The sequence below is a fragment of the Picosynechococcus sp. NKBG15041c genome (assembly GCF_055380235.1).
Map to the genome: position 1 here is coordinate 1,820,620 of NZ_AP040363.1, position 18,230 is coordinate 1,838,849.

13 protein-coding genes are annotated in these 18,230 nt (G+C 50.8%); 5 read left to right on the forward strand and 8 right to left on the reverse strand.

Annotation, left to right across the window (positions count from 1 at the left end):
- Positions 1-73: 73 nt before the first annotated feature.
- Entirely contained in the window at positions 74-1,159 is a 1,086-nt protein-coding gene (locus tag ACZ45B_RS08770) for a Fe(3+) ABC transporter substrate-binding protein (RefSeq protein WP_024545817.1), read from the reverse strand.
- A 113-nt stretch (positions 1,160-1,272) separates the two neighbouring features.
- Between ACZ45B_RS08770 and dprA the strand changes: the two genes are divergently transcribed.
- Positions 1,273-2,418 (forward strand): DNA-processing protein DprA, encoded by a 1,146-nt coding sequence (gene dprA / locus ACZ45B_RS08775; protein WP_029681793.1) that lies wholly within the window; start codon positions 1,273-1,275, stop codon positions 2,416-2,418.
- Positions 2,419-2,544: 126 nt separating this feature from the next.
- Here dprA and carA read toward each other — a convergent pair whose 3' ends face one another.
- The gene (gene carA / locus ACZ45B_RS08780; RefSeq protein WP_024545815.1) at positions 2,545-3,684 is read right to left on the reverse strand and encodes a glutamine-hydrolyzing carbamoyl-phosphate synthase small subunit; all 1,140 of its coding nucleotides are present in this window, start codon (positions 3,682-3,684) and stop codon (positions 2,545-2,547) included.
- Between the two features lie 130 nt (positions 3,685-3,814).
- Complete coding sequence (locus ACZ45B_RS08785) at positions 3,815-8,050, reverse strand: PAS domain S-box protein (protein WP_024545814.1); 4,236 nt, start codon at positions 8,048-8,050, stop codon at positions 3,815-3,817.
- 465 nt (positions 8,051-8,515) lie between these two features.
- Here ACZ45B_RS08785 and ACZ45B_RS08790 point away from each other — a divergent pair, with 465 nt between their 5' ends.
- Positions 8,516-9,319, forward strand: a complete 804-nt coding sequence (locus ACZ45B_RS08790; protein WP_024545813.1) for an alpha/beta fold hydrolase — start codon at positions 8,516-8,518, stop codon at positions 9,317-9,319.
- On the opposite strand, the gene ACZ45B_RS08795 is transcribed toward ACZ45B_RS08790, so the two are convergent.
- The 5 genes from ACZ45B_RS08795 to ACZ45B_RS08815 form a co-directional block, all read right to left on the reverse strand.
- Positions 9,320-11,551, reverse strand: a complete 2,232-nt coding sequence (locus ACZ45B_RS08795; protein ID WP_024545812.1) for a heavy metal translocating P-type ATPase — start codon at positions 11,549-11,551, stop codon at positions 9,320-9,322.
- 81 nt (positions 11,552-11,632) lie between these two features.
- The gene (locus ACZ45B_RS08800; protein ID WP_464674853.1) at positions 11,633-13,144 is read right to left on the reverse strand and encodes a multicopper oxidase family protein; all 1,512 of its coding nucleotides are present in this window, start codon (positions 13,142-13,144) and stop codon (positions 11,633-11,635) included.
- The gene (locus ACZ45B_RS08805) at positions 13,080-13,598 is read right to left on the reverse strand and encodes a DUF411 domain-containing protein (RefSeq protein WP_081699647.1); all 519 of its coding nucleotides are present in this window, start codon (positions 13,596-13,598) and stop codon (positions 13,080-13,082) included. The genes ACZ45B_RS08800 and ACZ45B_RS08805 overlap by 65 nt, the downstream gene beginning before the upstream one ends.
- Positions 13,599-13,802: 204 nt before the next feature.
- A complete protein-coding gene (locus tag ACZ45B_RS08810) occupies positions 13,803-14,354 on the reverse strand; it encodes a hypothetical protein (protein WP_024545809.1) in 552 nt (183 codons plus the stop codon).
- A gap of 418 nt (positions 14,355-14,772) precedes the next feature.
- On the reverse strand, positions 14,773-15,177 hold the full coding sequence (locus ACZ45B_RS08815) for a universal stress protein (protein WP_024545808.1): 405 nt from the start codon (positions 15,175-15,177) through the stop codon (positions 14,773-14,775).
- A gap of 158 nt (positions 15,178-15,335) precedes the next feature.
- On the opposite strand from ACZ45B_RS08815, the gene ACZ45B_RS08820 reads away from it, so the two are divergent.
- From ACZ45B_RS08820 to ACZ45B_RS08830, 3 genes are all read left to right on the forward strand, one after another.
- The gene (locus tag ACZ45B_RS08820; RefSeq protein WP_024545807.1) at positions 15,336-16,532 is read left to right on the forward strand and encodes a phosphoglycerate kinase; all 1,197 of its coding nucleotides are present in this window, start codon (positions 15,336-15,338) and stop codon (positions 16,530-16,532) included.
- 209 nt (positions 16,533-16,741) lie between these two features.
- On the forward strand, positions 16,742-16,918 hold the full coding sequence (locus ACZ45B_RS08825) for a hypothetical protein (RefSeq protein ID WP_158505985.1): 177 nt from the start codon (positions 16,742-16,744) through the stop codon (positions 16,916-16,918).
- A 234-nt stretch (positions 16,919-17,152) separates the two neighbouring features.
- Positions 17,153-18,196: an outer membrane protein gene (locus ACZ45B_RS08830; protein WP_024545806.1), complete on the forward strand. Its 1,044-nt coding sequence runs from the start codon at positions 17,153-17,155 to the stop codon at positions 18,194-18,196.
- Positions 18,197-18,230: the final 34 nt, after the last annotated feature.

Sequence of the window (18,230 nt, forward strand, 5' to 3'; positions counted from 1 at the left end):
TTCCTCCAAATATCTTGAAGGAAGACAAGCAATGTACATCAAATGAGAGGAAAAAACAAAAAGAAAGCAGAATTTACTTCCAGCCAACACGGTCCATTAGCATGACCGCTGCTGCATTTTGTTCCCCAAAACTTTCAAGGGGCAACGTCGAAGCTGTCCATTCGCCAAATTCCGCGACGGTCGCATTCGGTGCAACACTCGCAACCACGGGGTATTCATTATTGTTGTTGGCGAAAATTTCTTGGGCTTCCGGCGTCACCATGAACTCTAAAAATTCCCGGGCTGCTTCCGGATTCGGGGCATTGGCAAGCATCCCTGCGCCACTGATATTGATGTGGGTGCCACCGTCATCTTGGTTCGGGAAGAATGCACCAATATTGGCCACAATCTCTTGATCTTGCGGATCTTCAGACGCGCGGAGACGGGCTACATAGTAACTGTTCACCAAGGCTACATCACAGACCCCGGAGGCGACAGCTTGGATTTGTGCTGTGTCATTTCCTTCTGGTTCCCGAGCAAAGTTCGCGACCAAACCTCTGGCCCAGGCTTCTGTCGCTTCGACACCTTTTTCCACGATTTTCGCGGCGACAAGGGACTGGTTATAGGTGTTACTAGAGCTACGGACACAAACTCGACCTTGCCATTGGGGATCGGCAAGATTTTCATAGGTAGACAATTCGGAGGGTTGGACTGTTTCGGTGTTGTATACAATCACCCGCGCCCGCTTCGTCAAACCAAACCAAGTGTTATCACTACTGCGCAGTTCAGCCGGAATAGCACTGGTGAGCACTTCTGATTCTGTGGGCTGGAGAAGACCATCTGCTTGGGCCCGCCAAAGCCGCGCCACATCGACGGTAATCAGTACATCTGCTGGACTGTTTTGGCCCTCTGTTCTGACCCGTTCTAGCAGCTCATCGTCACTCCCTTCGATGAGGTTGACCTCGATGCCTGTGGCTTCGGTAAAAGCTTCATATAGTTCAGCATCACTGTCGTAATGGCGTGAAGAATAGAGGTTAATTTCACCAGTTGCTTCGGTGCTGGGGGTTTCTGGGGTCGCACCAGAATCGGTGGCTCCATTGTTTTCGGTGGCGGGTGTACAACCAGTAGCCAAGGTTAGGCCTAAAAAGAGGCCACACAGGGTTAGGGAGCGGGATTTCATAAGACGTTGTGTCCGAAAGATGATGTTATGGTTTCCAAAGTAATGGTGATTGTAGCAGTAGTTGCAACTCCTTCTCAATACCTTTTGTTTTTTTAAGTAATTTAGTCATTAAGATGGAACGGCATTATTGGGTGGCTTGGTCACAGATCAAGGGGGTAGGGCCAAATCGTCTTAAAAAAATTTGGCAGCATTTTGGTTCTATGGAAACAGCTTGGTCTGCTTCTGGTAAGGCTTTAGGGGAAGTCGAGGGGCTCGGAGATAAGCTAATTCAGCAAATTATCACTGGGCGATCGCCCCTAAATCCGGCCCAATTGTATGGACAGCACCTGGAAAAAAATCCACAATTCTGGACACCGAGCGACCCAGACTATCCACAGCTATTGTTAGAAATTCCTAGTCCACCGCCGCTACTCTACTATCGAGGACAGGTCAATCTCTTAGAAAATCAAGGCCAAATTCCGGCGATCGCCATGGTCGGCACGCGGCATCCTTCAGAGCATGGTAAACGCTGGACGGGTCGCATTAGCCGAGCCCTCGCCCAGGTGGGATTTACGATTGTCTCTGGTCTGGCCCAGGGGGTTGATGGTGTGGCCCATCGTGCCTGTTTGGAGGTGGGGAAGCGAACGATCGCGGTGCTGGGCACAGGGCTTGATCAAATTTACCCAGCTAGTCACCATACCCTTTACAACGACATCGCAACACAGGGGTTAATTGTGAGTGAATACCCGGCAGGTACCCGGCCCGATCGCAGTCATTTTCCGGCCCGCAATCGCATTATTGCCGGGTTAGCCCGGGCGACCCTCGTGATGGAAGCGCCTAGCCGCTCAGGATCTTTAATTACGGCCCACTACGCGATGGAATTTAATCGTGAAGTTTATGCGCTGCCCAATTCCCCCGAGCACCAGCCAGCCACAGGTTGCTTAGATTTGATTCGCCGTGGTGCGGGGATGATCCTTGGGGAGGCGGCATTGATCGAAGAATTGGGAGGGTTACCGCAGCTGGATGAACCCACGGCCCAACTGAGCTTACCCCTAGCCGATCCAGGATCACCTGCTGCCCCTAGTGCACCGCCCGACTATGCCCAAATTCCCCAGGGATTGTTGGTACTCTGGCAGGCGATCGCCCCGGAGCCAACTCCCTTTGATTTGATTGTCGTCCAGTCGGGGCTGGGGGCAGACCAAGTTTCGGCGACTCTGTTGCAGTGGGAATTAGAAGGACTAATCACCCAACTGCCAGGGATGCGTTACCGTCGTCTTTAGAAAAATTCGCCCCCCAAAAGTCTCCCAGGAATCAGCCCTAGGGAAATCACGGGTTTTGCATCCCCAAAAATTCTCCTTGCAGAAAGGGATTTTTTGAAGACGAGCTTGACTGAGCGCTCAGATTATCTAGGCTTTGTGGGCTTTCATCGACTGCACAAATTTTTCAAACAGGTAGTCAGCATCGTGGGGGCCGGGGCTAGCTTCAGGGTGGTATTGCACAGAGAAAAAGGGCAGCGTTTTGTGTTCTAACCCAGCGATGGTGCGATCATTGAGATTCAGGTGAGTCACTTCTACATCGTCACCCAAGGATTTTTCGGCGATCGCAAAACCATGGTTTTGGCTGGTAATTTCAATTTGCTTTTGTTCAAGACCGGCGGGCTGGTTTAACCCCCGGTGGCCAAACTTGAGCTTAAAGGTTTCGGCCCCCAAAGAAAGCCCGAGGATTTGGTGGCCCATGCAAATGCCAAAGGTGGGTTTTTCGGCCTTTAAAATTTCGGTGACAGTGGCGATGCCTTCGGTGACGGCCGCCGGGTCCCCAGGGCCATTGGACAGAAAAATACCGTCGGGATTGTAGGCCAGGATCTTTTCAGCGGGGGTGTTGGCGGGGACAACAATGACCCGACAACCGTAGCTAGCAAGGCGTCGGAGAATATTTCGCTTCACACCAAAGTCAATGGCAACCACGGTTAAATCTTGGGTGTCAGTGGCGCCACTGCTAAATTCCCAGTGGCGATCGGTGGCTTCTGTCCATTCATAGATGCTGGTGGTGGTGACGTCTTTCACCAAGTTCTGCCCTTCCATGGAAGGGATTTCTCGCAATTGGCGCAGGAGCTCTTCTGCATCGAGAATTTCGCTAGAAATCGCACCATTCATCGCCCCAGAGACCCGTAGTCGCCGGGTGAGATCGCGGGTATCAATGCCATAGATGCCCACCACCTGATGTTCTTTGAGGTAGTCGGGTAGGGCTTGGGTAGAGCGCCAGTTACTGGGACGGGCGGCAATGTTGCGGGCGATCGCCCCTTTGACCTGGGGCCGACTAGATTCTTCATCTTCGGGGGTGACCCCTGTGTTACCCAGCTCCGGATAGGTAAAGGTCACAATTTGACCCCGGTAGCTAGGATCAGTCAAAACTTCTTGGTAACCCGTCATGCCCGTATTGAAAACGACTTCCCCAAAGGTAGTCCCCGTCGCCCCAAAGGACCGTCCGTGGTATGTGGTGCCATCGGCGAGGACGAGGAGAGCGGGTTTTGCTTTCACAAGAAACATGGGCGGCTTGACCTTCGATATATTTACGTAACTTCTGCTGCTCAATCTTACTCGATTCGTCCCCTTCTCTCGCGTTTGATTGGCGATCGCCGTTAATTTTTCTTGACTTGATAGGTTACATCATCGCTAGCTAAGCCTCTAGGGGAATTGTGACGACAAATTGGCTGCCCCGGCCAAGTTGACTACTGAAGTTGATTGTCCCGCCATGGAGCAGCACATATTCTTTGACAATGTTTAGGCCCAAACCTGTACCGGGGATATTTTGGGTATTGCTGGCCCGATAGAAAGAGCCAAAAAGATGGGGCCAGTCTTCGGCGGGGATACCGATGCCTTGGTCGGTGATTGTCAAGGTGAGTTGAGCTTCGTCTCCGATGACTTCGAGAGTGATGGTGGTGCCGGGGGCGGAGTATTTACAAGCATTACTCAGGAGATTACTGAGAATATGTTGGATCAAGTTCGGATCGAGATTGAGGGGGGAGGCGATCGCCCCGGCTGTTTCAAATACAATGTGATGCTGTTTACCCAGGCCCACCTTAAATTCTGTAAGGAGATCTTGGCAGAGGGCAATGATATCAATCGGCTGCCGTTGACAGCGGAGTTTCCCTGCTTCCAGGCGACTCATGGTCAACACATCGTCGATCAGTTGACGCAGGCGGATCACGCTGTCCTGGATATTGCGGAGGTACTGCGATCGCCTTTCCGGTGAGAGATGTTCTGAATAGGCATCAAGCATCTGTGCCGCCCCCAAAATCACCGTTAGGGGGGTGCGAAATTCGTGGGAAGCGGTGTCAATGAAGCGAGTTTTTAGATAATTTAGCTCCCGCTCCTGGTTGAGGGCATTTTCTAGTTCTTGCTTGGCGCGCCGCTGTTGGGTCATTTCTGAGGCGACCCCAAGGATGCGGCAGGGGGTGCGATCGCCAGGCAATTGGAGGGGAACTTTCACCGTCCGGAAATAATGAACAGTCCCGTGGATATCCGTAAGCTGCTCCTCATCTACCACGACCATCGCTTGGGTTTCGATGACCTGTCGGTCAGCCCGGTCAAACTGCTCCACCTCTTGGTGACGGGGGTTTAGGTCACAATCTCGTTTGCCGATCAACTCCGCCACCGTCTTGCCGTAGATATCCGCGAGGGCCTGGTTGGCCAAGAGAAAATGCCCCTGGTGGTCCTTCACAAAAATCAAATTCGGGTCATTATCAATCACTTGGCGCAGGAAGATTTGACTCTGCTGTAACTCCCGTTCCGCTTGTTTGCGTTGGGTTAAATCCTGGATATGCACCATCACCAAATCTGGATCGATGTAAATATAGGTGACGAGAAAATAGCGCAAAACATCATTGGGATCATTGGGGGCAGTGGTTTGGAGCTCTGCGTCGAAGGTGCTTTTAAACTCGAAACAATGGTAGATGTTTTGGTGAATGGCGTGGTCTGAGCCGTAGATTTCGTGGCTTGGGCAATGGCGAAAATCCTTGAGGCGGTAGTTATTCGCGGCTTCAGCAGCACTGTTGTAATTGATCAGATAGAAATTTCCCTCCCGGTGTTGCCAGGTGTAGGTGGGAATTGGGAAATTCAGGTACTGGGAGCGCAACCGAGCTTCGGTGCTACGAATTTTGAGATCGGCCTCATTGCGGGCGGTGATGTCTCGGCAGACACAGATGAGGTCGTCGTCACTGGTGATCGTCAGGGAAATTTCAGCGGTGAACAGTTGAGTGTCTTGCCGCTGGGCGATCGCCTGACCTTGCCAAGATTTTGTTTTCTCGAGGTTGGGCAAAATATCCGCTTGGAAACGGGCTTGTTCTGCGGGGGCAAATAGCACTTCATGCCAGGGGTGGCCCTGTAAACTCAAGAGATGGGGGTAGCCAAACAATGCTAAAAAAGCTGGGTTTACTGAGATAAATTCCCCCTGTTGCAAAATGGCGATCGCATCTACTGCCGCATCCACCGCCGCCAACTGTCGCCGGAGATTTTTTTCGATGTGCTCTAGGACTTGAGTCCGCTGCTCTACCCGGGATTCGAGCTCCTGGTTGAGGGTCTTGAGGGTTGTTTCGAAGGCTTGGCGATCGCTCATATCTAGCCCCGTGGCGATCACATAACGCACCTGTCCCCATGGATCCAACACGACCCCACTAGACCACCGCAGATGATAGATTTGCCCCGATTTAGCGCGCCAGTCTACTTCGTAGGTCAGGGGTTGTTTATGCTGCAGGAGGTTATGGAAAAGGTGGGTCACCCGCTCCACATCTCGATCGCTGCGCAAAAACAGATCCCAGACATATTGTTGGGCCACTTCTAGCCATTGATATCCGGTCAACTGTTCACAGGCGGGGTTAAAGCGGACAATCCGACCCGTGTGATCAAGGACGATAAACAAAGCGGGGGTGAGGTTAAACAGGGTTTCTAGAAAATCTTGCCCCTGGCGGAGTTCCTGTTCGATGCCTTTGCGTTGCTGAATTTCAGCGTTGAGCGTGCCATTGAGCGCCCGGAGTTCTTGGGTCCGTTCTTGCACCATGGCGGCGAGACTTTCTTGGTCGCTCAAGAGTTGCTGCTGGGAATTTTTTAAGGGCGTAATATCATGGGCCGCCCAGAGCACCTGGGTTTCGTCGATCGCCGCCAGCTTAGCCACAAACCACTGGGGGACCGCCTGGGGCGTGAGCTTGAGGGAATATTCATACTGGAGCAATTCGTTGGCGGCGGTTGCGGTTTCTGGGGAGGCGATCGCCTTTTGTAAGTAAGGCATTAGGGCAGTCCGGTGCTGCAATAGAAACTGATGGGTTGCTTGGCAGAGATTTGGGTTGCCTTGGCAGCGACCCTGGTGGGGCCGAGTTACCTGTTTGATCTCCCAGGTGTGGGGATTGATCACAAACACGATGTCTGTGATGGCCTCAAATAAAACTTTTAATTGGGCATCGGTGGTTTCGAGCTGTTGGGCGATCGCCCCCTTCGCGATGATTTCTGCTTCGAGCTGTTGATCCCGTTGCTGGAGGCGATTTTTTACCCCCTGGGTTTCGAGGGCATAGCGCACCGAACGCATCAAAACTTCCCGTTCTGTTTGAGATTCCCCCATACAGAGACTCCGGAGGAGATAGTCCTGGGCGCCTAATTCGACACATTGCTGGGCGAGGGCGATCTGGTCTGCTTGGTCATTGCTCAACAATAAAATAGGCCTTTGGGGACAAGCTTTTTGTAGCATGCGAAAGCCCTCTAGCTTGCCCTTGGGCAGTAGGTCTAAGTCAAAAATAATCAGCTCATAGGTCGCCGTTGTCAGTTGGGCGATCGCCTGGGGGAGACTATCAACCTGGGTCACCTGAAACGTCAATCCACTCCCTAAGGGGGGCTGGAGTAAATGCTGGAGAATCTTTGACTCCATCGCTAGGTCTTCCATGAGCAAAACACGGTAGGGCGATCGCCCAGGGCGGGGCTCTGTTTGGGCGAGTTGAGAGGTTAAAATCTCGGTGCGCTGGGTGACTTTATCCAATCGCCGCTGGAGTTGGAGCGTTTGCCAATGGAGAGCGATCGGATCCACCGCCGCTAAAATTTCTGGCCAAGTAATTCGGCCGAGGAGCTCCCCCTCCGGGCCAAGCACCACCGCCCCGCTGCCATGGATTTCTCCCAACTGAGTCACCACAGACCAGAGGGAATCTGTCGGCCGCACCTGACAAAAAGACTGGGTTTGATCGCCCTGGTACAAGAGGTTATCGTCATTACTCAGGCGATCGCCGTCATAGCACCGAAACAGATCCCACAGGGTCAACATCTGTAAACTAGCGGCCCAGGCAGTTGTCGTTGGGCTAATTTTTTCTGGGGTCAAAAAGAGGGGCGGCGGGGTTTGTAAAAGGCGATGGGCCGCTGCCAACAGCGGGGTTGTAGTCGAGAGCAAGGGCAACTCTGTCACCATGACCTCCTGGACTTGTCGCACCTGGAGCAGTGGTTCTGAGGCAAGGAGCCGTTGGAGGGCGAGGCAAGACAAGAAGCCCAACCAATGGCCCTGGTCATCATGAATTGGCAAAAGCTCCTGCTGTCCTTGGTGCATCCGGTCAAGGCAGGCCCACAAATTTGTGAGTTCCCTAAGGGCGATCGCCGCCGGAGCTGGGGCCATAATATCCTGGGCCAGTACCTGTCGGAGGTCCACCCCCTCAGCAATCAATTGCAGCACCGTTTGGGGCAACACCAAGCCCTGGAGTTGATGTTCGGTGCAAATAACCACGCAGGGAGCCACCCCATACATCCCCGCACATTGAGGAACCATCCAGGGTTGAAATGCTTGTAATAAATCGGCGATCGCCGCCGTCGGCCCAAAGCAAGGCAAACGCTTTGCATCAATAATTTGGGCCTTGAGAGCAGCAACATTTACAGGAAAATCAACCATGGCATCGGGGCTCACGGTAACAGAGGAAAGACAGCTAAGCGCCTAAGGATGTTCAGCCAATTCTGATGAATACTCCGGTGCTTTGCCGAGCTTGCGCTACTACCCATTAAAAAAAGTCAATTCTGATCGTACCCCGTCCCCGGAGGCTGGTTCCTGAAGCATCATGGAAGTTAGCAATTGACGTGGCACCATCCGGACGCTCACCTTGCAGACCGATTGCCCCCTCAGTCCCCTATCAATTGGACCAAAAAAAAATCAACTGAACCAAAGCTTGTCTCATGCTGAGATTATCAAAAAATTTTCAGTAGCAGAGTCCGAATCCCTGACAAAAAGTCGGTTTTCTATCGTTAGAAGTAATGAGCATAGAAATCATTTTGAATGTTTAAGAGTCCGGGCTAACCCAGAATTTTTGTCACAGAATAAAAACAACCCTGATTGAAACATCTTTTGTTTCCCAGTAAAACCATGACATCTGATGTCCTCGCCAATCACAACGTACAAATTTTAGGCAATCAGAATTCGCCGAAGACGTTACTGTTTGCCCATGGTTTTGGGAGTGACCAAACAAGTTGGCGCCTTGTGACGCCAGCGTTTGCCGCTGAATATCGCCTCGTTTTATTTGATTTACCCGGCTGCGGTGGCTCAAAAATAAACGAAAGTGAAAGACTGCACCACGCCAAGCTCGAAAATTATGCCCAAGATATTCTCAGCATTTGTGATGCCCTAGACCTCGAAGAAATACAACTCATTGCCCATTCTGTAAGTAGTATGACCGCCACCCTCGTGGCTCTCAAGCACCCAAATTTGATTAGTCGCCTTGTTTTTATCAGTGCCTGTGCTCGCTATATCCAGGACCAAGACTATGGCGGGAGTTTTGAGCAGCTAGCGGCAGACCGCATACTCAATGCCATGGCCGAAAATTATTCCCTATGGGTGCGTCAGTATGCCCCCTCGATCATAAATACTCCCAATCAACCTCTACTCTCTGAGGAGTTTTCAAGAACGCTGCTGCGCCTACGGCCAGACCATGCTTTTTTAACGTTCTCGATGATTATCCAGTCTGATTATCGGCGCGAAGTGAGCCAGTTGAAGGTGCCTACCTTAATCTTGCAGGCCTACCAAGATCCCTTTGTTTCAGAGGCGGCGAGCGAGTACCTGCATCAGGTGATTCGAGGCAGTCAATTACAATGGATCGAAGCCAAGGGGCATTTTCCTCAACTGAGTAATCCAAAGGCTGTGATTGAGGCGATCCGGGGTTTTATTTTTTGATCATAAATTGCGAGTCACTCCCTTGAGACGGAGGGCGTTGGTCACTACGGAAACGGAACTAAAGGCCATGGCGGCTCCGGCAATCATGGGGTTCAGAAAAATTCCCCAGGTGCTGAGAATACCTGCGGCAATGGGAATGCTTGCAACGTTGTAGACAAAGGCAAAGAAGAGATTTTGTTTGATATTGCGTAGGGTGGCGCGACTGAGTTTGATCGCGCTGAGGATGCCTGTTAAATCGCCAGAAATAAGGGTCAGGTCACTGGCGGCGATCGCCACATCGGTTCCTGTGCCAATGGCAATCCCAACATTGGCCTGGGCCAGGGCTGGGGCGTCATTGATGCCATCTCCCACCATGGCGACCATTTCTCCGGCGGTTTGTAGGTTTTGGACAACGGCGGATTTTTGGTCGGGGTGCACTTCGGCCTGGACTTGGGTGATGCCCACTTGGTTGGCGATCGCCTCGGCGGTGCGGGGGTTATCTCCGGTGAGCAAAATCACCTTGAGGCCCAATTTTTGTAGCCGTTTCACCACCTGGGGACTGGTGGGCTTGAGCTGATCTGCCAGGGCAATCAGACCGGCTAACTGCCCCTCGATCGCCACCCAGATCACCGTTTTCGCCTCGTTTTGCCAGGCGATCGCCTGGGCCTGTAGGGAGGTGGTGTCGATGCCGAGGGTTGTCAGCCACTGGGCTGTGCCAATGTGAATCGTTTGGTGGTTGATTTGGGCTTGGACACCTTTGCCTGTAAAGGATTGGAAATCTGCGAGGGGTAAAATTGAATGGCCCTTATCGGTGGCATGGCGAAAAATAGCTTCTCCCAGGGGATGCTCGGAAGACTGTTCAACGCTGCCTGCCCAGGCCCACAGTTGCGCTTCATCGATGAGACTCAGATAGTTGGTAACGCTGGGTTTGCCTTGGGTGAGGGTTCCTGTTTTATCGAGGACAATGGTCGTCAGGTGGGCGGCTAATTCTAAACTTTCGGCATCTTTGATTAAGATGCCATGGCGGGCGCCGATGCCTGTCCCTACCATGATCGATGTGGGGGTCGCCAAACCTAGGGCGCAGGGACAGGCGATGACCAGCACGCTGACGGTGGTGGCGATCGCCCTGGGTAAATCGCCGGCGATCGCCCAAAAGCTAAAGGTCACCAATGCAATCACCAAGACCGCTGGTACAAACCAAGCCGTCACCTGATCGGCCACCTTTTGGATGGGCGCTTTACTTCCCTGGGCCTCCTGGACAAGGCGGATAATATTAGCCAGGACGGTATCTTCCCCCACATGGGTTGCCTTGAGAATTAACCGGCCTGTTTTGTTGAGGGTCGAACCAATGAGGCGATCGCCCACGGTTTTTTCTACGGGCAATGATTCCCCTGTCACCAAAGATTCATCCAGGGTAGAAGTGCCTTCAATAATTTCCCCATCCACCGGAATTTTCTCCCCGGGCCGGATCAGCAGGCGATCGCCCACCTGTACCTGTTCAACGGGAATATCCACCGTTTCTTCCCCCCGAAAAACCCGTGCCATTTTCACCTGGAGTCCGACCAATTGGCGAATTGCTGCCGCCATGCCTTTTTTGGCCCTGGCCTCTAGCGATCGCCCCAGTAAAATCAGGGTAATAATCACCGCCGCCACCTCAAAATACACATCGGTGGGGATGCCCCAGGCAATAAATTGGGCCCTAAAAAGGGTCACAAAAATCGAGTAACCATAGGCTACCCCTGTCCCTAGGGCCACCAATGTATTCATGTCGGCCCGGCGACGACGCAGACTTTTCCAAGCACTGACGAAAAAATATTGCCCCGACCAGAACATAATCGGTGTGGTCAAAGCCCATTGCAGCCAAGGACTATGCCACCAGTGGGCAATGAAGGGAATATCAACCCCCAACATCATGGGTAAACTGCCGATCACCAAAACCCCACTCAGGACTCCCGCCAGCCATACCTGGTGGCTCAGGGTGCGGAGGGCTTGGGCTTCTTCCCGTTCTTGGGCTTGGAGCTGGGCTTGGCGATCGCTCCCCATGAGGGGAATTGCTTCATATCCCGCTGTTGCCACCACCTGCTGGAGGGCTTCCGGGTTAATCTGACTGCCATCAAACTCTACCCGCAACTGGGCAGCAGCATAGTTGACCTGGGCCGTTTGAATTCCGGCGGTTTTCTGGAGGGCCGTTTCAATAGTGGTAGCACAGGCCGCACAACCCATGCCTTTGATCTGGAACTGGCGGGTTTCCATGGGTGAATTCCCCTAATTTTCCGAAAGGTTATTCCTAGGGTAAAAGCTCCAGCACAATGGAGAGTCAAGGCTTTGTGAAGTTTATGCAGGGGGCAAAATTTCGAGCTGGCCCATCATGCCCAAATCCTCATGGTCGAGAATATGGCAGTGGTAGACCGTGGTGCCGACAAAGTCTCGAAAAGCAACTCTGATTTTGACTGTTTCTCCCACTTTTACCAATACCGTATCTGCCCAAACGAGGGGGACTTCAGGCACTCCATTGCGGCTCAAAACTTGGAAGCTATTGACATGGAGATGAAATGGGTGATCCATTGTTCCCAGATTGACCAGCTCCCAGTCCTCAATTTCATTTAAACGGACGGTGGTTTGGGGGCGGTCTTGGTAGGCTTCCCCATTGATCAAAAAAGCCATGCCCTGGCCGGGAACCATCCCATGGCTGAGGGTAAAACGACGTGTGCGGCTGGGTTCAGGGAGAGGCTCAACGGCAATTAAATCCTGGGGCAGCCTACGGGGTGTAAAGGGCACTTCTTTGGGGGTAAAGTCGGCGATCGCCTGGGTTATCCCGCTAAATTGACGTCCCATCATCCCCATTTGGGCCCGTTGGTAGGGAAGACTGAGCAGATGGATGGGCGTCTTCGGTAGCCCATGGGCTTGGATGAGCACTTCTGCCCGTTGCCCTGGGGTCAGCAGGAGTTCATCCCGCTCTAGGGGTTGGGAAAAAGCGCCATTATCCCCGGCAATTTGCGTCAGTCGCTGGCCGAAGAGCTGCAGGCGATAGAAACGGGAAGGGGAAGCATTCAAAAGCCGGAGCCGCACCAGATCTTTCGTCACCGCGATTTCTGGGTGAAAGAGGCCATTGACGGTAATTAGACTGCCTTCGCGCCCCATCATCAAGTTCATATGAGCCGCCATCATCCCCTGCCCTGGGCCGTCGAGGGCGAAATCCTGTAAAACAAAGAATTCCTCCTGGGCTGCTCTAATTTCGGGGAGATCATCTAGGTCGCCCCGGACAACAATCAAGCCCGCTAACCCCTGAAAAAGTTGCTCGGCAGCGTGGCCGTGGTGGTGGGGGTGATACCAGTAAGTCCCCGCCCGTTGTTGGGGATGGATCTGGAGTTCGTACCGGAAGGTTTCCCCTGGGTTGAGATGGAGAAAAACATTGTCTTGATTGCCACTGGGGGAGAGGTGCAGGCCGTGGAAGTGCAAGTTTGTGGGCTGGTCGAGGGCATTTTTAAAGTTAATAATCAGGCGATCGCCTGGTTTGACCTCCAGCCTCGGGCCAGGTATTTGGCCATTGTAGGTCATCCTCCGGGGGGCCAATTCTCCCCCAAGAATGACATCGCCATAGCGAGCCTCCAGGGTTAGCTCTAAGAGGCCTGCTTCGCTCCGATATATTTCTGACACTGTAGTAGGGAGAGGGGCTGGGCCTTGGAGGAGTGATCGCCCCTGCCACACTAACGCTCCCGTCGCGCCGAGGGCTGCTAACCCAAGGAACTGTCGTCGCCTTAAGCTCACGTGCCTAAACTCCTTAATCGCCGGGATATTCTTGGAAAATAGAGGTACTACCATCCCCATGGATCGCCAAAACTTCATAGGCCTGCTGGCGATCGCCCACTTCCATTCCCGGTGAGCCGATCGGCATCCCCGGCACGGTGAGACCGACCACCCCAGCGGGGGGCTGTGCTAAAAATCGTCGAATATCCGCGGCAGGGATATGTCCTTCAAAAACATAACCAGCAACAACCGTCGTGTGACAAGAAGCCAACTCAGGAGTAATGCCAAACTGTTCTTTGATTGCGGTAATATCCGGTTGAATCTGGTCAACGAACGTAAAACCATTGGCTGTAGCATGGTCGATCCAGGCCCCACAACACCCGCAGGTCGGTGTGCGGTATACTTCAGCGGCGATGGTCGGTGTGACCTCGATTTCTTGGGCCACCGATCGCCCCTGACTTCCCCGGAGCTGAAATCCTGTAAAAGCGCCAATGCCACCGAGGCCGATCAAACAGCCGATCGCCCCGATGATCAACCAAGATTTTTTCACCATTACTGACACCTAAAAATCAATGCACCCCTATCGTAAACTCTCCACACCAATGGAGGGTCAAGGGCAACCATCACCCCAAAACACTGGAGATATTGCAGAAAACATCAAAAATCTCCGGCTAGGGGCATTTTTCGACCGGACATCTCTGGGGTGATTAAAAAATATTTCTCCGGGGCGATCGCCTACCCACAAGCAGCTAAATTTTTAGTTAATCCAATGGATTTCCGATGGATCAGTTTGCTTTGCGCTGGTAATGTCCATTTCACTTGGTTGGGTCAGCTTGGCATCAAGGGGGCGATCAACCAAAGAAACTTTGCTACTTTGGGTTGTGCGCCAAAATTGGCGATCGCCATTAACTTGGCTCAAGATATTTTTCAAGAAAAAATTCAAAGTTTGCTGCTTAATATAACCTTTCAAGACTGCCAAACTACCAAACATCATATGATTGACTTTCTGTTCATCTAAAATCATCACCAGCTGCTCTGGAGTGAGTAGATCTGCGTCGATTAAGTAGTCACCAAGCCGCTTATTTTCAAGAATAATTAATTCTTGCCGATTATACTTCACAAAAAAATCAGCCGTATGCTGACTCACCCAGCCCCTGAGGGCTAAAATTTCACCAAATTTTAAATCACTATAGATTTGCTGGTCAAACAGCGCCGTTTGTAGCTGCGCTTCAGAGATCAAACCAGCATTTTCTAAAAGCTCCCCAAGACGATAAATTTTAGGACTTTTATCGGTAGAATCAGTGCTCATATCAGCTATTTTTTGTTTAATTGAACTATATTCACCGTCAGAACAGAAATAATTCGACACAGCAAGATAGCCATTTCTCTTTGTATCGATTGATGAGAATATAGTCAAAAACTTTTTTAGCTATATTCTTGAGGTTTGCTGAAAATAAAGCTAGACAACTAGTACATTCTTAAAAATATCCCAAAGAAAACCAAATGTCATCCGTCAAATAGCACAGAGCTTTTTTGTGGTTTTTCCTACTCAAAAAAAATCTTAAGATAAAGTCACCAATAGTCAATGTTGCCTTAGAATTGATCGGCCAAATGTAAAAGACAAGCGGGGGCAATAGGAAAGATCTTTTAGAAGGCGTCCTCCACTGACTATTTCAAAGAACCTTGACATCATAAAAACCCAGATTCATCACATTCAGAACCATGGATTAGGGGACAATCAGTACAGGGCAAGGGGAAAGGTTGATTACTTTACTGGTAACACTTTCGGCGACACCCTCCTGGGTGAGTCCCATACCCCGACAGCCCATCACGATTAAATCTGCCTCAATTTCGTCAGCTACATCACAAATGGTGAATGACGGCATTCCTTCCCGCTCGATGGTATCTGCTTCGATACCTTCTTTGGCGAAGAGGTCATGGGCTCCCTGGAGTAGTTTGGCGACAGCTTCTTCGGAGTTCATCACGCCCTCTTGGGTTTCTGGGAGTGCGGGTTCAACGACGGATAGCAAGACCAAACGACTTTGAAAAGATTTCACGAGCTTGGCCACCGTTTCGGCGGCTTCACGGGCTTCACGGCTTTTATCAACGGGAAAAAGAATGGTTTTAAACATAGTTGCTCTACCTCCTAGACACAGGCTCCGGTAAAATCTGCATGGAGATATTTTTCTGGATCTGGAACTTCTAGTTCAATTTTCCCGGAAAAATGCGCTTCTTCTGAAGACAAAATGACAGAACTTTATAAAAAGCAAGCATTTGGAGGATTTTTATCGTGGCTAAGAAATCAGTCGCCAATTTAACAGAGGCCGATTTAAGCGGAAAACGGGTATTTGTTCGGGTTGATTTTAATGTACCCCTCAATGAAAGTGGCGCAATCACTGACGATACACGGATTCGGGCGGCTCTCCCCACTATTCAGTATCTGACAGGCAAAGGGGCAAAGGTGATTCTCGGTAGCCACATGGGTCGTCCGAAGGGTCAAGTGGTGGATTCGATGCGCTTAACGCCTGTGGCTGCCCGTCTATCTGAATTACTCGGTCAGGCAGTTGTTAAGTGTGATGATTGTATTGGGGAAGGGGTGGCCCAGGCGATCGCCGGCTTGGCTAATGGTCAAGTCGCCCTTCTCGAAAATCTCCGCTTCCATGCTGGGGAAGAAAAGAACGACCCTGAGTTTGCGAAGCAATTGGCATCCAACGCAGATCTTTATGTTAATGATGCTTTTGGGACAGCCCACCGCGCCCATGGTTCCACTGAAGGGGTGACCCACTACCTCAGCCCCAATGTTGCGGGTCTGTTGATCGAGAAGGAATTGCAATTTCTCCAGGGGGCGATCGAAGCACCCAAGCGTCCTTTGGTTGCCATTGTTGGTGGTTCCAAGGTTTCTAGCAAAATCGGCGTGATCGAAACCCTCCTTGAGAAGTGCGACAAGCTCCTCATCGGTGGTGGGATGATCTTTACGTTCTACAAAGCCCAGGGCAAGGCTGTGGGTGCTTCCCTTGTAGAAGATGACAAGGTTGAATTGGCCAAGAGCTTGATGGAAAAGGCCCAGGGCAAGATTCTACTTCCTACGGATGTGGTTGTTGCGGATAAGTTTGCCCCCGATGCGGCAGCAAAGACCGTCAGCGTTGATGAGATTCCCGAGGGCTGGATGGGTCTCGATATTGGTGCGGACTCTGTAAAGGTGTTCCAAGATGCTCTCAACGGTTGTGGCACGGCAATCTGGAATGGCCCTATGGGGGTATTTGAGTTTGATAAATTTGCGGTGGGGACTGAGGCGATCGCCCATTCTCTCGCAGGTTTAACGGCAACGGGGACCGTCACCATTATTGGCGGTGGAGATTCCGTTGCTGCCGTAGAAAAAGTCGGTGTGGCAGAGAAAATGAGCCATATTTCCACTGGTGGTGGGGCTAGCCTTGAGCTGCTCGAAGGCAAGGAACTTCCTGGGATTGTTGCCCTCGACAATGCCTAGAACGCAATGGGGTTCTACCTAAAAATTTATATTTTGAAATGACTCATCTCTCCAGCAATCTGGGGAGATTTTTCTTTGTTAGTCCGCTTTTAGCATTGCCTAGACAAGCACCGCTGTTTTTTGCTGATGGGGGAGTCTACCAATCACAAAAAAGTAGTTTCAAGGCAGAGAATCGTAGCTACTATTAAAGCAATTTCAAGAAAAACCCCATGAATTTACCGATACTGAGTCTAATAGCCCTTCTCGGTTTAGCAACGCCCATCGTGACAGCAGGTGATGGGTTGCTCCCCCAGGCGACGATCGCCCAAAGCACCTTAGAGGGTGATTTTATCAATGACCATTGGTTCGTCAGTGTGTGGTACGAAGGAGGCAGTTATCGCTATTAGGGAGTCGATCGCCGCGGTGGTCATTCCCTTCAATTGGCCGGCGTCACAGAATCAGGCGATCGCACGCGGTATATCTAGAATAACAGCGGCGATCGTTACCAAATCAGTTGACGCCTCAACGCTCCGGAACTCGTCTGTCTCCAGGTTTCTCACCCTGATGGACGCGAGTGAGCCAATAATTTTTTGAGCTGCGTTTCTTTATCACCATAGTAAAAAATATTTAAGCTAATTGTAATGTTTAAGAAAAATCTCTCTTTATTTATTTTTTGCCTCGTTTTGATTGGGGTTACTGATTTTTTCAGGGGGGCAACCGCTGAAGATGCGCCAATTTTACATGACTCTGACGTGGACTTTTTCGACCTCGATGAATCACAAGATCTCAGCACTGAGTCTAATTTCGATATCGAAGAAACTTCTGCAATAATTGAGTCCTATCCTGAGGCAATCAAGCTCACACAAAATTTGCCCACAGAAATACAAGCACTATCAGAACCAAACAAGTGGCATTTCCTCATTCAACCTTCTCTATACGTTCCTTTGACTATCTATGGAGATGCGACTGTAGGTCGACTCAATGGTGATTTTGCCATTGGTGCCGCTCAAATCCGTAAAAGTATTAAAGATGACTTGAATCTTGCTTTTTTTGGTAGGGCACAGGCCTGGAGACCTGACTATCGCCTTGGCGTTTTTACTGAGTTCGATTACCTTTCTCTGACCAGTGAAAGAAGTATTACTCGTCCCATACTATTTCCTAATACACCAGGCCCAATTCCTGTGACCTTAAATGCAGCAGTAGACAGTAAAATATGGTCTTTTTCATTGGGGGGTGCTTATCGCTTTTATGATAGAACAAAGATAAATTCTACAGAAGTTAAGACAGAATACGATTTGGGGCCATTAGTTTTTGATATTTTTGGTGGCCTTAATGTTACAGGAATTGACTTGGACTTTAATTTAAATACAAACATTGGCCAAAGGGCTGGTTTGGATGCGAGTAAAACCATTACTTCTCCGATTTTGGGCGGCCGTTTTCGTTATAATTTTTCTCCTCAGATCGCCTGGGTCACCAGTGGTTCAGTTTCTGGGTTTGGTATTGAAGGGCTCACTCAATGGAATCTAAACACTGGGGTGGACTGGTTGTTTTCTGATAAAACATCCTTAGGAGCTGGATATCGCTTTGGCTACACAGGTTACAATTCCAATCTTAGAAATAACGCGGATTTTGGGCTTAACGTTAATCAAAATGGCCCCTATGTAAATCTATCCTTCCGATTCTAAGCACTTTATTTTTTAACCAGTGGAATGAGTAAAA

What these genes read in the sequence shown, in the direction of transcription:
- ACZ45B_RS08810 (WP_024545809.1), bottom strand. Translation starts at nt 14,354, where the DNA reads ATGAGCACTGATTCTACCGATAAAAGTCCTAAAATTTATCGTCTTGGG.
- carA (WP_024545815.1), bottom strand. Translation starts at nt 3,684, where the DNA reads ATGTTTCTTGTGAAAGCAAAACCCGCTCTCCTCGTCCTCGCCGATGGC.
- ACZ45B_RS08825 (WP_158505985.1), top strand. Translation starts at nt 16,742, where the DNA reads ATGAATTTACCGATACTGAGTCTAATAGCCCTTCTCGGTTTAGCAACG.
- ACZ45B_RS08770 (WP_024545817.1), bottom strand. Translation starts at nt 1,159, where the DNA reads ATGAAATCCCGCTCCCTAACCCTGTGTGGCCTCTTTTTAGGCCTAACC.
- ACZ45B_RS08785 (WP_024545814.1), bottom strand. Translation starts at nt 8,050, where the DNA reads ATGGTTGATTTTCCTGTAAATGTTGCTGCTCTCAAGGCCCAAATTATT.
- dprA (WP_029681793.1), top strand. Translation starts at nt 1,273, where the DNA reads ATGGAACGGCATTATTGGGTGGCTTGGTCACAGATCAAGGGGGTAGGG.
- ACZ45B_RS08805 (WP_081699647.1), bottom strand. Translation starts at nt 13,598, where the DNA reads ATGGTGAAAAAATCTTGGTTGATCATCGGGGCGATCGGCTGTTTGATC.
- ACZ45B_RS08790 (WP_024545813.1), top strand. Translation starts at nt 8,516, where the DNA reads ATGACATCTGATGTCCTCGCCAATCACAACGTACAAATTTTAGGCAAT.
- ACZ45B_RS08830 (WP_024545806.1), top strand. Translation starts at nt 17,153, where the DNA reads ATGTTTAAGAAAAATCTCTCTTTATTTATTTTTTGCCTCGTTTTGATT.
- ACZ45B_RS08815 (WP_024545808.1), bottom strand. Translation starts at nt 15,177, where the DNA reads ATGTTTAAAACCATTCTTTTTCCCGTTGATAAAAGCCGTGAAGCCCGT.
- ACZ45B_RS08800 (WP_464674853.1), bottom strand. Translation starts at nt 13,144, where the DNA reads ATGAAGTTTTGGCGATCCATGGGGATGGTAGTACCTCTATTTTCCAAG.
- ACZ45B_RS08795 (WP_024545812.1), bottom strand. Translation starts at nt 11,551, where the DNA reads ATGGAAACCCGCCAGTTCCAGATCAAAGGCATGGGTTGTGCGGCCTGT.